The following is a 12,238-nucleotide window of genomic DNA, read 5'->3' on the forward strand; positions in this document are numbered from 1 at the left end:
CGCGTCAAACGGTGTTCGGCATATTTTTTCCGTAAAAGATCTCATCCATTTCCCTTCTCAGCTTGGCGGTTGTTTCATTCGCTTCTTGTTCGCTCAAATCCTCTTTTGCATAGCCAAACAAGTAGTTGTCCAAGTCAAACTGTTTCAACTTGCATTTTGTGTGAAAAATATTCTCTTGGTAAATGTTTACGTCGATCATATCGTACTTTTCGCGAATGTGCTCCGGGATATAATCTTGAATCGACGTAATGTCATGGTCGATAAACAGCTTGTATCCGTGAATGTCGCGCGTAAATCCGCGCACGCGGTAGTCGATGATCATAATGTCGGCGTCAAATGAATGAATCAAATAGTCGAGCGCTTTGAGCGGCGAAATTTCCCCGCATGTGACGACATCAATATCGGCGCGGAACGTGCTGATTCCGTCATTCGGGTGGTATTCTGGGTATGTATGGACGGTGATATGGCTTTTGTCAAGGGAAAGCACCACCGCCTCCGGCAAAGGGCCGTCATCTTCGGGCACTTCGACGACCGGCCCCTCGGAAACGAGCATCGTCACGCTCGCGCCCTGCGGAACGTAATCTTGTTTGGCGATGTTTAACACATGGGCGCCGATCATGTCGGCGACACGTTTTAAAATATTCGTCAGCCGTTCGGCATTGTACACGTCGTCAATGTATTCGATATACGCCTCCCGCTCCTTCGCCGTTTTCGTATAGCAAATATCGTACATATTGAAGCTGAGCGATTTCGTCAAGTTGTTGAACCCGTGCAGCTTGACGCGCGGTGTTTCGTTCATCGACGGGACCCATCCTTTCGTTTTTTCTTAATTTGTCCCGTTGCTGGCGAAGATAGTAATTTTTCATTTGAAATGGAAGAAAACGGAATATGGGCTTGCCCTAATGGTCTATGGCCATTTCCGGGAAGCGTCCGCTTCAGCTTGCCCGTTTCGCTTGATATTCTTGAATGACCGACCGGACAATGTGAAGGGAGTCCCACTCCTTCGCCGAAAAAAAGACGATCGGATATTTTTTCGGGAAAAGCGTTTCTTGAATTTGTTTCGGTGACATGCCTTTTTCATATAAATCGATGATGGTGCCTTGAAGTTCAAGCAAGTAATCGAGTTTTCGCTGCAAGGCCTCGCGCCCGTTTGGGAGATAGCCGGCATGGGCGCAGAAGACGTCGCCGAAATTGTACGTCAACACGTGTTGCAAGGAAGTGATGATCGCCGGGATGTTTTCTTCGCGCAAGATGACTTTCGTTTTCTCTTGGCAGTACAAGTCGCCGCTGAACAGCTGGCCGGTTTTGCGGTTCAAAAACGCCACATGGTCGATCGAGTGACCCGGCGTGGGAATGACGTCCCACGTTGCATTTCGGGAGGAAAACGTCGCGCCGATGGGCTTGGCGGTGAATGGATCGCGCTTGCCCCAAAACACTTTTCGATAGAGCGGATAGTCCGCCTTTTGCTGGCAATAATGGATCATCAGTTCGTTCATATAGATGGGCAGGCCCATCTTCCGCTGCAAAAACGCTGCGCAGCCGGTATGGTCTTCGTGATAATGGGTGATGACGACTTGGTCGATGTCTTGTTGTTGGAAAAACGAAGTAAATTCGTTTTCCATCGATTTTGCGCCGGTGTCAATCAGCACCCCATCGATGACAAAGCAGCGGACGGTAAGACGGACGCCTTGAAACATCGCCGTTCCTTTGGCGATGCGCACGTTTTGCACGGTCTCCGTTTCAAACCGCTTTTTGATCACTTTATCGAGCAGCATGGCGAACGGGCCTCCTTATTGGTGTGAGGATGTTGTTACCATTATACCATAACAAAATGAATGATCATTCATTTTTATTGGCGTTTCACACACATCATGTGCTTGATGGGATGGAGAAAAACGATGCTATCGTTAAGCTTACTTCAATCCAGTGTCTGTGAATATCCCCTCTTTTGGAGGGATTGAACGTTTGATCAAAAGGAACGATTCGGAAATATGAAGGGGGGCAATTTCGCGCAGCTTGTTCAATATGGTAAAATGATAGGGATCATACTACAATGTGGGCCAAACACAATGGATGGACTTTTGCGGACGTGCATTCCATGAAGCGCCTGACGTATTCCTAACAAGTGTGGAAGGGGAATGTTCATGAAAACCGTTATTCATGCTTTCGCCATTTCGATCATCGTTCATGTGGTGTATTTGGCATCAACAATCGGCATAGGGTATTGGAAAACGAAGCTTTATAAGCCTGATGTGGGGAATGCTTGGGAGAAAGCGGCCATGCTGCAAAATGAGGTTGTGTTTGGCCAAACGGGGTCGCCGATGGTGTATTTGGTTTCGTTTGTAGGAGTGGCGGCGGTCAGCGCCTTGGTGATGCATGTGTACCAAATGGTTCGCGGCTAACAAAAAGGAAAAGGAAAAAGCCGGTCCCGAAGGGGAACGAAGCCTGTTGGGGCGGCTTTTCCGATTTTAGACGTTAATAGCCGTCCATCCGGCATCAGCTACAATGACCGTGCCATTGACGAGGATTTCACTACTCTATGGGAATAACGAAGAAAAAGGAGAACAAGGGGATGGCCGTTCTCCTTTTTCATGACGCAGATAGTGGAGATCAGTATTCATCTCTGTGAACATTATGGAGCAGGATCATATCCCACCACCGTCCATATTCCCGTCGCGTCTTGCCGGATCAGCCGTTTCAAATATACTCGCTTGATTGGAGTGTTGTGGGCGTCCACTTCTACGATGGCCTCCTTCCCGTTGTTTTGGATAATGCGCAAGTCTTCATAGTGAATCGGGTAATCTCCAGTAATGCCTCCAGGGGACATTTGCAGGCTGACAAATACTTGAGCCACAAACAAAGGATCCAATTTCCAAGGCGAACTTCCAGCATCGACGTTTTTTTGATCATTTTTCTCCCGTTCCAAGTCAACAGGAACTTCCACCTTCGGCTTGAATGGGAATGGATCTTTATGTGTCGGCATTTCAAAGGCTCCGTTTGTCAGCTCTTTGGTGAATGCGATCAAGTCCCCCAAAGAGGCATGGCCGATAACGGCGTATTCAAACCCGTTTTGCCGCCAGCGAATCGAATGGAGGTCCGTCAGGCCGGCATATGGTCCTCCTGCTCCGATCACGCCTGATTCTTCTACAACCGGCGACTGAATTTCAGCAGTTTGGTGATGAATTTTCCCGACCATCGCGGTTGGGGCAAGTTTCCATTCGCCGATGGCTTTTCCTTGGATGATGACAATCTCTTTGTCCAGTGCCCGGTAATAGAGTTTGACCAGTTTTTTGTCCGGTATGATCGCGATGCGGTCTTGGACATATCCAGACGGGATTTGGCTGACCGTATCAGGCAGAAATCCGACAGCCTCCTTTGCTTCATCGATGTTGGTGACGATTTGTTCCGGGTTTTGGTTGACTTCTTGAAACCCTTTTGGCACATGGTAGGTCAGCAGTTTTTCAGGGATAGCGTGGTTCCATTCGATTTTCGTGTACGTCATTTTGTATTGGATCCCATGCTGCATTGCATATTGTTTTTGCAACGGAAGACGGGTTTCCTTATCAATCCATATCCGATAAGGCTCCCCTCCTTGTGGGGTGACTTCGACAATCCAAGATGGACGGTTGGCTGCCTTCTCTTCCCCGATGATGTTCGTTGATATGGCCTGTTTGATCCCTTTGATTTCGTTTCCGAGTTCAAAGGCAAAACGATACGGATCAGGGAAGGCAGGAAATCGATGAACTTGTTTTTCGGAAGGCCGGATCTGCCATTTCGTTTGCCCGTTATTGACGGTAATCAGCCCTTTGTTTGAACCTTCCAGTTCTTGTATATAATAGCGTCCGTGTTTGTCGGCCCAAATTTCCAATTTGGCTTGTGTGGTCGTCTTGCCTTGGGCATTCGTTTCGACAATTTCCAAAAATCCATGGTAGGCGTTGACGTCTTGAAAGGCTTTTTCCATCGCCTTGACAATGTTGGGATGGTCAAAGAGTGAAGCGAAATGGATCAGCAGCGATAGGGTCAACATAGCCGCGATGCCGGCGATGCTGGCCATCCAGGCCCGTTTTTTCTTTTTCTGTTTTGTTTGCACTAGTTGATCCGGTGACCACACGGACCAGTTTGGCTGGAAAATCCCGCTCCGGCATGGCAGGCTCCCTGAGGCTGCGGACGAGCCTGACTGTATGAAACAGCTTTTGCAATTCGGGATCTGCCCCTAAATGTTCATGGTCTTTTGGTTTTTTCTCGGCGTTCAATTGATCGATATAATCGGATAATCGGCGTTCGTTGTCATGCATCGATGGACTCCTCCTTCATTTCATCCCGTCATGTAAAATGCGGGTAAGAGACTGCAATGCCCGATGCTGCATTACGCGAATGGTTGTTTCTTTTTTGTTCATGATTTGGGCGGTTTCAGCGACGGAATACCCTTTTATAATTCTTAGTTCGATCACCGTGCGTTGCTCTTCATTGAGTTCATTTAACGCTTTTTCGATCGTCATGCGCTGTACACTCCATTCCGCAGGATCCTCAAAGGCAGCCTCTTTGGGGGCAATGGCTTCCAAATCGGCTGTCGTTCCTCGGCGTTGGTGCTGCCGCCAGCGATCCCGGATGATATTCAAGGCCACTGTTTTTAGAAAGGCCATCTGTTTATCAGGGGGGACGTGGTTTTTTTGCAAATAGGGGATGGCCCTTACATACGTTTCTTGTGTGATGTCTTCCGCTTCTTCACGGTTTTGGACCTTAAAATAGATCAATCGGTAGACCGGCTCCCAAGTGGAAAGGCATAAATGTTCGATCCAGTTGACGCGGCTGTCTTCATTCGCATGAACCATACATCGTAACTCCTTTTTCCCGATCGGGTCATTTACGCTAATAAAAACGATGAAGCTGCTTAAAACGTTACGGCCATGGAAGTTTTTTTGATCGATGAGGCTGTGTCCATCGGTTGGATAACGGTTTTCTATGCATGTCGCTATGCCGATCTTCAAGGTGAAACAAGGACGAAGGCTGTGATCATTTCGATCATGGTGCATATCCGCGTTGTTTTGCCCATACACTGAAAGAAGAGGAGAAACAGGGAGGGAAGAGCGTGCAATTTTACTACGGCCCACACATGCCGCTGCGCGTTTTGGATGAGATTGAATTCTGGAAGCACCAAGAGGAAGAACATACGGTCGTCATTCGCGAGCTTGTGTCTGGATTGGAAGCGCCATATGTAGAAGCGTTGAAAAAATGGGAGGAGGCGCTTTCGGCTGCGCATCAGCACGCGGTCCGTTATATCGAATCGGTCGTTCGGGCCGGCCATTATGTTCCTGAACAACTGCATCAACAAGTGCTCCATTTTGTGTCGTACTGCCTAGAGCAGAGCCTTCAGTTCATCGAATTATGCCGGCAAATCAAAACCCGCAGCAAGGCCGTCAGCGAAAACCCGACCGCCAAGGTGGTGCTCGATCACATCATTCGCGAATCGGAGTATTTTGTCGGCATCGCACAGTTGTTGCTGTATGGGACTTATTCCACATCGGCTGCACCGCGAACGGATTTATCCGCGCCGTTATACGATGAAAAGTAGTATAATGAAATGGGGTGGTTTACCCAATTATGATAAGCCGTAAGGGGGCATCGCTATGATTGTCACGACCACGAATACGATTGAGGGAAAAGAAATTGAGGAGTATTTGGGCATCGTAGCGGGAGAGGTCATTTTGGGCGCCAATGTCGTCCGCGATTTTCTCGCCAGCATCACCGACATTATCGGCGGGCGGAGCGGAACGTATGAAAGCAAGCTGGCTGAAGGGCGGGAAATGGCGATCAAGGAGATGGTCAATAAGGCGAGAAGCCTTGGCGCCAACGCCGTCATCGGGGTGGATCTTGATTTTGAAACACTGCGCGACGGCATGATGATGTGCATTGCGACAGGGACGGCGGTGCGTGTGAGATCGTAATGGGAAAGCAGCGGGTCTATCGGCCCCTGCTTTTTTTTGCTTTGTCGGCTGCCGTTGTGGGGGTGTCAGTGCATCGGCTGTTGATGCTGATGGGGTTTTGCAGCTTGAAATAGGATTGACAGAAGAAAAAAAAAGCGGTTTATGATTCGCATATATGAACAAATGCTCATATATTAAAATGTGAGGGAACAGCCATGAACGCAGAGGATCATTCGTTTTTAGATGAAAGTGTGATTGAGGAAGTGTCACGGATCTTTAAAGCCCTAGCGGATCCGACTCGGATGAAGATGTTGTATTTGTTGTCGCAGGAAGAATGCCATGTAGGCCATATTGCGGAAGTGCTCGGCATGTCGCAATCGGCGGTTTCCCATCAGTTGGCGCTGCTTCGGACGTTGCGGCTTGTGAAATATCGCCGTGAGGGGAAGATGTTGGTTTACTCATGTGATGACGAACATGTCATATCGTTGCTAAAGCAGGCGATTGATCACGCACAACACCAATAAATAAGGAGAGAAGATGGATGCATCATCACGCGCACGGCCATTGTGATCACCATCACGGGCATCATCACGGCAGAGAAGGAAATCAAAAAGGGCTGGCGATTGCCCTCGGTGTAACGATCGGGATCATGGTGCTCGAGTTTGTCGGCGGGCTTGTGACGAACAGCCTTGCTCTTCTTTCGGATTCGGGGCATATGCTGAGTGATGCCATTTCGCTTCTGTTAAGCCTGGCGGCGGTTTGGCTGGCGGCGAAGCCCGCGTCGCCGAAGAGAACGTATGGATTTTACCGGTTCGAGATTTTAGCGGCGCTAGTAAACGGGGTCACGTTGGTGGTGATTGCCGCTTGGATTATTTGGGAAGCGGTCGGGAGGTTTGTGAATCCACCTGCTGTCGCGAGCGGGCCGATGATGGCGGTGGCCGCCGTCGGGTTGTTGGCAAATCTCGTGAGCGCTTGGGTGTTAATGCGCAAAGGGGATGTCAAAGAGAACGTCAATGTCCGCAGTGCGTATTTGCACGTGCTCGGCGATGCGTTAGGCTCGGTCGGGGCGATGGCGGCAGGGCTTGTCATCTGGCTGTTCGATTGGTACGCGGCCGATCCGCTCATTTCCATCGCGGTGGCGGTTTTGATTCTAAAAGGAGCATTTGCCGTAGTCAAGCAGACAGTGCATATTTTAATGGAAGGAACGCCGGCGGCGATTGACCATGCGGAAGTGAAGGCGGCGCTCTCGGGCATTGATGGGGTGATCGATGTCCACGATTTGCATATTTGGACGATCACCTCGGGGCTTGATTCGTTAAGCTGCCATTTGCTCATTGAGGAAGGATGCGATGGACAGGCGGTTTTGCAGCGGGCGATTGATTTGGTCGAAACGCGCTTTCACATTCGCCATGCGACGATTCAAATTGAAATGCCGCACATCCGCCATGGGGAGATGGAAGTGTGAGGGCGGGTCATCCATGACCACGCCCTTCTGTTATTGGCTGACGCCAGTCCAATTGGTTTGCAAGGCTTCAAGGAAAATGCGCACGTTTTGTTTGTTTTCCATAATCGGTGCATAGATGTAGGAAAACATTCGGTAAAACGGCGGATGGTTCAGGTGAACGATGGACAGGTGGCCGTGCTCGATGTCGCGGGCGACGACGCTGCGCGACAGCAAGGACAGGGCGTTGCCGTTGATCAACGTTTCTTTAATGCCTTGGTTGCTGCTGATGATCATGAGCGATTTGACTTTCAGCCCGTTCGAGCGGATGAAATGGTTGAAATATTCCCTTGTTCCCGACCCGACTTCGCGCGCCACCCATGCTTCGTTTTGCAGCTCGGCGATCGTGACCTCCTCTTTTTGCGCCAGTTCGTGGCGGTTGGAGGCGACGATGACAAGCTCGTCCTGCATGAACGGATGAACGGACAGTTCTTTTTCGTTCGTTTGCCCTTCGATCAAGCCGATGTCGACTTGATATGATTTGACGAGTTCGACAATTTCTTTTGTGTTGCCGATCATGACCTCAAGCTCCAACTCTGGGTAACGTTTTTGGAAATCGGGCAAAAGCGGCGGCAAAATATACTCTCCAATTGTAAAGCTCGCCCCGATTTTCAATTTTCCTTTGACGGAATGATGGTGTTCCAAAATGTCTTGTTTCGTTTGTTCATAAAGCGCCACCATTTGTTTGGCGCGGTCGTATAGGAGCTCGCCGGTCGGCGTCATGCGCAGCCGCTTCGGGGAGCGGATGAACAGTTTCGTTTGAAACTCTTTTTCTAAATTTTTGATGTGCAAGCTGACGCTTGGCTGCGACAAATGGAGAATTTCCGCAGTTTTGGTGAAGTTTTTTACTTCAGCTAAGGTGATGAACGTTTTTAACTCTTCATAGTACATGTCCGCCTCTCCTCCGTCCCCATGATGACCGTACTATTAGAAATACTAATAGTTTTAATAATTTATATTTATTTTACTAATGTTTTGTTTTGCGGTAAAGTGTAAATATGATACCCTCATTAAAGTATACTTGGCTTATAGGAATAATGGAATTTGGCGTTCGTCCTGTCGTTGAGACCGAAACGGCGCCAATCGTTCCATTTTATTTTATATTGTGAGGTGGACACCGTTGCAGCTGCAAGTAACCAACAGTCCGTTTACCCAGGAGCAGATTGAGCTTTTGAATCGTTTGTTGCCGACGTTGACGCCGTCGCAAAAGCTTTGGCTGAGCGGGTATTTGGCTGCTGCCGAGGCGGCGGTCGCCGTTTTGGATGCCGAAGCGCCGGCGCTGTTTGCTGGAAGCAGCAAACCGGTTTCGAAAGAAGTGACGGTATTGTACGGCTCGCAAACCGGCAATGCGCAAAAGTTGGCTGAAAAAGCCGGCAAGGCGCTCAAAGAGCGTGGTTTTGAAGCGAAAGTGTTGTCCATGCTTGATTTTAAGCCGAACGAATTAAAGAAAGTGGAGACGCTGCTCATTGTCGTGAGCACGCATGGGGAAGGCGATCCGCCGGACAACGCGGTGTCGTTTTACGAATTTCTCCACAGCAAACGGGCGCCAAAACTGGATCATCTCCGTTTCTCCGTCCTCGCGCTCGGCGATACGTCGTACGAGCATTTTTGCCAGACGGGGAAAGATTTCGACAAACGTCTTGAGGAGCTGGGCGGAACACGGTTTTATCCGCGCTTCGATTGCGATGTCGACTATGAAGAAGCGGCGGCGAAATGGCTTGATGGCGTGCTTGGCGAGTTAAGCAAAGAAGCGAATGCCCATGTTGGGGCCACGCCGCTTTTGTCCGTTGCGGCCGCGGCGCCAAAAATGGAACCAGCTGTCGTCTATTCGCGGAAAAACCCGTTCCCGGCCGAGGTGCTTGAAAACATCAACTTAAACGGCCGCGGATCGAACAAGGAAACGCGCCATTTGGAATTGTCGCTCGAGGGATCGGGGTTGAAGTACGAACCGGGCGATGCGCTTGGCATTTTCCCGAAAAATGATCCCGAGCTGGTTGAGCGGATCATTCAAGAAATGAAATGGAATCCGGAAGAAACGGTGACGATCGACAAAGATGGGGAAGTGCGGTCGCTGCGTGAAGCGCTCACCTCACATTTTGAAATTACGGTGCTGACGAAAGCGCTGTTGCAAAAGCTGGCGACGCTGTCAAAAAACAGTGAGCTCCAAGCGCTTGTGGCGCCCGGCAATGAAGCCAAATTGAAAGAATACGCCAAAGGCCGTGATTTGTTGGATGCGCTCCGCGATTTCGGCCCATGGGACGCCACTTTGCAGCAACTCATCTCCATCTTGCGGAAAATGCCGCCGCGCCTGTACTCGATCGCGAGCAGCTTAGCGGCCTATCCAGATGAAGTGCACTTGACGATCGGTGCGGTCCGTTATGAGTCGCACGGCCGCCTGCGCAAAGGGGTGTGCTCGACGTTCTGCGCCGAACGCGTCCAAATCGGCGATACGTTGCCGGTCTTTGTGCAGCCGAACCCGAACTTTAAGTTGCCGAAGGATCCCGACACGCCGATCATTATGATCGGTCCAGGCACCGGAGTGGCGCCGTTCCGCGCCTTTATGCAAGAGCGCGAGGCCATCGGGGCGAAAGGAAAATCGTGGCTCTTTTTCGGGGACCAACACTTTATGACCGACTTCCTGTATCAAACCGAATGGCTCGCATGGTTGAAAAGCGGTGTGCTGACCAAAATGGATGTCGCCTTCTCTCGCGATACGGAGAAGAAAGTGTATGTGCAGCACCGGATGCTTGAACGAAGCAAAGAGCTGTTCGGTTGGCTTGAGGAAGGTGCTGTCGTCTACGTTTGCGGCGACAAGCAACACATGGCGCGCGACGTTCATCAGACGTTGATCGAGATTATCGAAAAAGAGGGCGGCATGAGCCGCGAACAGGCGGAAGCGTATTTGACGGAAATGCAAAAGCAAAAACGGTACCAACGCGACGTCTATTAATCTCTAAAGAAGGAGTGGAATCGGAAATGGCGAAAGTCGTGTTAAAAGCGCCGGACGGACCGCCAAGCGATGTCGAGCGCATTAAACAGGAAAGCCGTTACTTGCGCGGCACGCTTGCCGAAACGATGGAAGACCCGCTCAGCGCGGGCATCCCAGATGATGACAACCGGCTGATGAAGTTTCACGGCAGCTACTTGCAAGACGACCGCGACGTGCGCACCGAACGGCAAAAACAAAAGCTTGAACCGGCCTATCAATTTATGATCCGCGTGCGCACGCCGGGCGGGGTGGCGACGCCCGAACAGTGGCTTGTCATGGATGAACTTGCCCGCAAATACGCGAACGGCACGTTAAAATTAACGACGCGCCAGGCGTTCCAACTGCACGGCGTCTTGAAATGGAACGTGAAAAAAACGATGCAAGCCATCAATGGCGCCTTGATGACGACACTCGCCGCCTGTGGCGACGTCAACCGAAACGTCATGTGCAACCCGAACCCGTACCAGTCGGAAGTGCATGCGGAAGTGTATGAATGGGCGAAGCTGATCAGCGACCATTTGCTGCCGCGGACGAGGGCGTATTACGAAATTTGGCTTGATGATGAAAAAGTCGCCGGCACGCCGCCGGTCGACGGTGAAGAAGAACCGATTTACGGTCCGACGTATTTGCCGCGGAAGTTTAAAATCGGCATCGCCGTTCCGCCGTCCAACGACGTGGATGTGTTCTCGCAAGACATTGGGTTCATCGCCATTGTCGAGGACGGCAAGCTCGCCGGGTTTAATGTCGCCATCGGCGGCGGCATGGGGATGACCCATGGGGACAAAACGACGTATCCGCAACTGGCGAAAGTGATCGGCTTCTGCAAGCCGGATCAAGTCGTGGAAGTGGCGGAGAAAATTATGACCGTTCAGCGCGACTACGGCAACCGCTCATCGCGCAAACACGCCCGCTTCAAATACACGATCGATCGGCTTGGGCTGGAAGCGGTGAAAGAAGAAATTGAGCGCCGCCTCGGCTGGAGGCTCGGCGAAGCGCGCCCGTACCATTTCGAGCATAGCGGCGACCGCTACGGCTGGGTCGAAGGCGTCAATGGGACATGGCATTTCACGCTCTTTGTCGAAGGCGGCCGCGTCAAAGACTACGACGATTACAAGCTGATGACCGGCCTGCGCGAAATCGCGAAAGTCCATACCGGCGATTTCCGGTTGACGCCAAACCAAAACTTGATCATCGCCAATGTCACGAGCGAGAAAAAGCCGGAAATCGAGGCGCTCATCGCCAAATACGGCTTGACCGACGGCCGCCGGTACACCGCCTTGCGCCGCAACGCGCTCGCCTGTGTCGCCTTGCCGACGTGCGGTTTGGCGATGGCGGAAGCGGAGCGGTACTTGCCGAAACTGCTCGATAAAATCGAGGAAATTATCGATGAAAACGGTTTGCGCGACGAAGAAATCACGATCCGCATGACGGGCTGTCCGAACGGCTGCGCCCGCCACGTGCTCGCGGAAATCGCCTTCGTCGGCAAAGCGGTCGGCAAATACAACATGTACCTTGGAGCCGCGTTCAACGGCACGCGCTTAGGCAAACTGTACCGCGAAAACATCGGCGAAGAAGAAATTTTGCGCGAACTGCGCGTCCTCCTATCCCGCTATGCGAAAGAGCGTCTTGACGGTGAACATTTCGGCGACTTCGTCATCCGCGCCGGCATCGTCAAAGAAGTGACGGATGGGACGAATTTCCATGATTAAGGTGGTCAGGGTGAAATGGAAACCAGCCTCTCCTTGTTTGAACATATCCCTGTCAAGTAGACAGTGTGAAAAATACCCACCTTCTTCAGCTGCTTGTTAGGATAGTGGAATGAGG

The 12,238-nt window shown here is 51.0% G+C and carries 13 protein-coding genes; 7 read left to right on the plus strand and 6 right to left on the minus strand.

Translation table 11 applies throughout. The annotated features are described in order from the left end of the window. Positions 1 to 4 precede the first annotated feature (4 nt). Together speD and ABS784_RS15355 are read right to left on the minus strand one after the other, a co-directional pair. Positions 5 to 799 (minus strand): adenosylmethionine decarboxylase, encoded by a 795-nt coding sequence (gene speD, locus ABS784_RS15350; RefSeq protein WP_044745791.1) that lies wholly within the window; start codon positions 797 to 799, stop codon positions 5 to 7. A 136-nt stretch (positions 800 to 935) separates the two neighbouring features. After that, complete coding sequence (locus tag ABS784_RS15355) at positions 936 to 1,775, minus strand: MBL fold metallo-hydrolase (protein WP_352513087.1); 840 nt, start codon at positions 1,773 to 1,775, stop codon at positions 936 to 938. A 369-nt stretch (positions 1,776 to 2,144) separates the two neighbouring features. On the opposite strand from ABS784_RS15355, the gene ABS784_RS15360 reads away from it, so the two are divergent. After that, the gene (locus ABS784_RS15360; protein WP_011230898.1) at positions 2,145 to 2,402 is read left to right on the plus strand and encodes a membrane protein; all 258 of its coding nucleotides are present in this window, start codon (positions 2,145 to 2,147) and stop codon (positions 2,400 to 2,402) included. Between the two features lie 230 nt (positions 2,403 to 2,632). On the opposite strand, the gene ABS784_RS15365 is transcribed toward ABS784_RS15360, so the two are convergent. Genes ABS784_RS15365 through ABS784_RS15375 form a run of 3 tightly spaced genes read right to left on the minus strand, consistent with a single transcriptional unit; the run spans position 2,633 to position 4,832 of the window. Next, complete coding sequence (locus ABS784_RS15365) at positions 2,633 to 4,054, minus strand: LolA family protein (protein ID WP_352513089.1); 1,422 nt, start codon at positions 4,052 to 4,054, stop codon at positions 2,633 to 2,635. Continuing rightward, positions 3,984 to 4,295: a hypothetical protein gene (locus ABS784_RS15370; RefSeq protein ID WP_352513091.1), complete on the minus strand. Its 312-nt coding sequence runs from the start codon at positions 4,293 to 4,295 to the stop codon at positions 3,984 to 3,986. The genes ABS784_RS15365 and ABS784_RS15370 overlap by 71 nt, the downstream gene beginning before the upstream one ends. A 15-nt stretch (positions 4,296 to 4,310) precedes the next feature. Next, the gene (locus ABS784_RS15375; RefSeq protein WP_014195581.1) at positions 4,311 to 4,832 is read right to left on the minus strand and encodes an RNA polymerase sigma factor; all 522 of its coding nucleotides are present in this window, start codon (positions 4,830 to 4,832) and stop codon (positions 4,311 to 4,313) included. Positions 4,833 to 5,089: 257 nt separating this feature from the next. On the opposite strand from ABS784_RS15375, the gene ABS784_RS15380 reads away from it, so the two are divergent. The 4 genes from ABS784_RS15380 to ABS784_RS15395 all read left to right on the plus strand — a co-directional run bounded on the left by ABS784_RS15380 (position 5,090) and on the right by ABS784_RS15395 (position 7,389). Then, on the plus strand, positions 5,090 to 5,572 hold the full coding sequence (locus ABS784_RS15380) for a DUF2935 domain-containing protein (RefSeq protein ID WP_352513092.1): 483 nt from the start codon (positions 5,090 to 5,092) through the stop codon (positions 5,570 to 5,572). A 55-nt stretch (positions 5,573 to 5,627) separates the two neighbouring features. Next, entirely contained in the window at positions 5,628 to 5,945 is a 318-nt protein-coding gene (locus ABS784_RS15385; RefSeq protein ID WP_033017392.1) for a YbjQ family protein, read from the plus strand. Positions 5,946 to 6,139: 194 nt separating this feature from the next. Continuing rightward, a complete protein-coding gene (locus tag ABS784_RS15390; RefSeq protein ID WP_011230902.1) occupies positions 6,140 to 6,448 on the plus strand; it encodes an ArsR/SmtB family transcription factor in 309 nt (102 codons plus the stop codon). Positions 6,449 to 6,465: 17 nt separating this feature from the next. Then, positions 6,466 to 7,389, plus strand: coding sequence for a cation diffusion facilitator family transporter (locus tag ABS784_RS15395; RefSeq protein ID WP_053413581.1), 924 nt, complete (start codon positions 6,466 to 6,468; stop codon positions 7,387 to 7,389). A 30-nt stretch (positions 7,390 to 7,419) separates the two neighbouring features. Here ABS784_RS15395 and ABS784_RS15400 read toward each other — a convergent pair whose 3' ends face one another. After that, positions 7,420 to 8,316, minus strand: coding sequence for a LysR family transcriptional regulator (locus ABS784_RS15400; protein WP_318538767.1), 897 nt, complete (start codon positions 8,314 to 8,316; stop codon positions 7,420 to 7,422). A 229-nt stretch (positions 8,317 to 8,545) separates the two neighbouring features. Here ABS784_RS15400 and ABS784_RS15405 point away from each other — a divergent pair, with 229 nt between their 5' ends. Next, a complete protein-coding gene (locus ABS784_RS15405) occupies positions 8,546 to 10,375 on the plus strand; it encodes an assimilatory sulfite reductase (NADPH) flavoprotein subunit (RefSeq protein ID WP_352513096.1) in 1,830 nt (609 codons plus the stop codon). A 26-nt stretch (positions 10,376 to 10,401) separates the two neighbouring features. Next, complete coding sequence (cysI, locus tag ABS784_RS15410; RefSeq protein ID WP_352513098.1) at positions 10,402 to 12,123, plus strand: assimilatory sulfite reductase (NADPH) hemoprotein subunit; 1,722 nt, start codon at positions 10,402 to 10,404, stop codon at positions 12,121 to 12,123. The last annotated feature ends 115 nt before the right edge of the window (positions 12,124 to 12,238 follow it).

The sequence above is a fragment of the Geobacillus sp. G4 genome, from assembly GCF_040327975.1.
GTDB classification, from domain to species: domain Bacteria; phylum Bacillota; class Bacilli; order Bacillales; family Anoxybacillaceae; genus Geobacillus; species Geobacillus thermoleovorans.

Coding starts and splice junctions, on each gene's coding strand:
- ABS784_RS15355 (WP_352513087.1), bottom strand. CDS start 1,775: ATGCTGCTCGATAAAGTGATCAAAAAGCGGTTTGAAACGGAGACCGTG.
- ABS784_RS15375 (WP_014195581.1), bottom strand. CDS start 4,832: ATGGTTCATGCGAATGAAGACAGCCGCGTCAACTGGATCGAACATTTA.
- ABS784_RS15390 (WP_011230902.1), top strand. CDS start 6,140: ATGAACGCAGAGGATCATTCGTTTTTAGATGAAAGTGTGATTGAGGAA.
- ABS784_RS15385 (WP_033017392.1), top strand. CDS start 5,628: ATGATTGTCACGACCACGAATACGATTGAGGGAAAAGAAATTGAGGAG.
- ABS784_RS15370 (WP_352513091.1), bottom strand. CDS start 4,295: ATGCATGACAACGAACGCCGATTATCCGATTATATCGATCAATTGAAC.
- cysI (WP_352513098.1), top strand. CDS start 10,402: ATGGCGAAAGTCGTGTTAAAAGCGCCGGACGGACCGCCAAGCGATGTC.
- ABS784_RS15360 (WP_011230898.1), top strand. CDS start 2,145: ATGAAAACCGTTATTCATGCTTTCGCCATTTCGATCATCGTTCATGTG.
- ABS784_RS15365 (WP_352513089.1), bottom strand. CDS start 4,054: ATGGCCAGCATCGCCGGCATCGCGGCTATGTTGACCCTATCGCTGCTG.
- speD (WP_044745791.1), bottom strand. CDS start 799: ATGAACGAAACACCGCGCGTCAAGCTGCACGGGTTCAACAACTTGACG.
- ABS784_RS15395 (WP_053413581.1), top strand. CDS start 6,466: ATGCATCATCACGCGCACGGCCATTGTGATCACCATCACGGGCATCAT.
- ABS784_RS15400 (WP_318538767.1), bottom strand. CDS start 8,316: ATGTACTATGAAGAGTTAAAAACGTTCATCACCTTAGCTGAAGTAAAA.